We start from the raw sequence: 247 nt of genomic DNA, 5'->3' as shown, positions 1-247 counted from the left end.
AGGGCCTTTCCGTTCGACTTGCATGTGTTAAGCACGCCGCCAGCGTTCATCCTGAGCCAGGATCAAACTCTCCACAAAAAATCAGTAAAAGAACTGAGCCGTGAAAAGCCCAAAACCCAACCAAAACAAACCACACCACACACAAAAACCATGCATGCGGCCTGGCAATCCAAAAATTACAAAAACAAACCCAACAAAGGGTCCATCAAACATTGCTGCCCCTCCGACGAGGAGAAAAGACAACAAC

General features: G+C 47.4%; 1 rRNA gene. It reads right to left on the bottom strand.

The window, feature by feature from the left end:
- A 16S ribosomal RNA gene (locus tag M3G19_RS11875) occupies positions 1 to 78 on the bottom strand; the annotation flags it as partial.
- Positions 79 to 247 lie beyond the last annotated feature (169 nt).

Origin of the sequence: Corynebacterium sp. p3-SID1194 (assembly GCF_025144155.1) — a bacterium.
Lineage (GTDB): Bacteria > Actinomycetota > Actinomycetes > Mycobacteriales > Mycobacteriaceae > Corynebacterium.
This window is presented reverse-complemented; position numbering and strand designations above follow the sequence as displayed.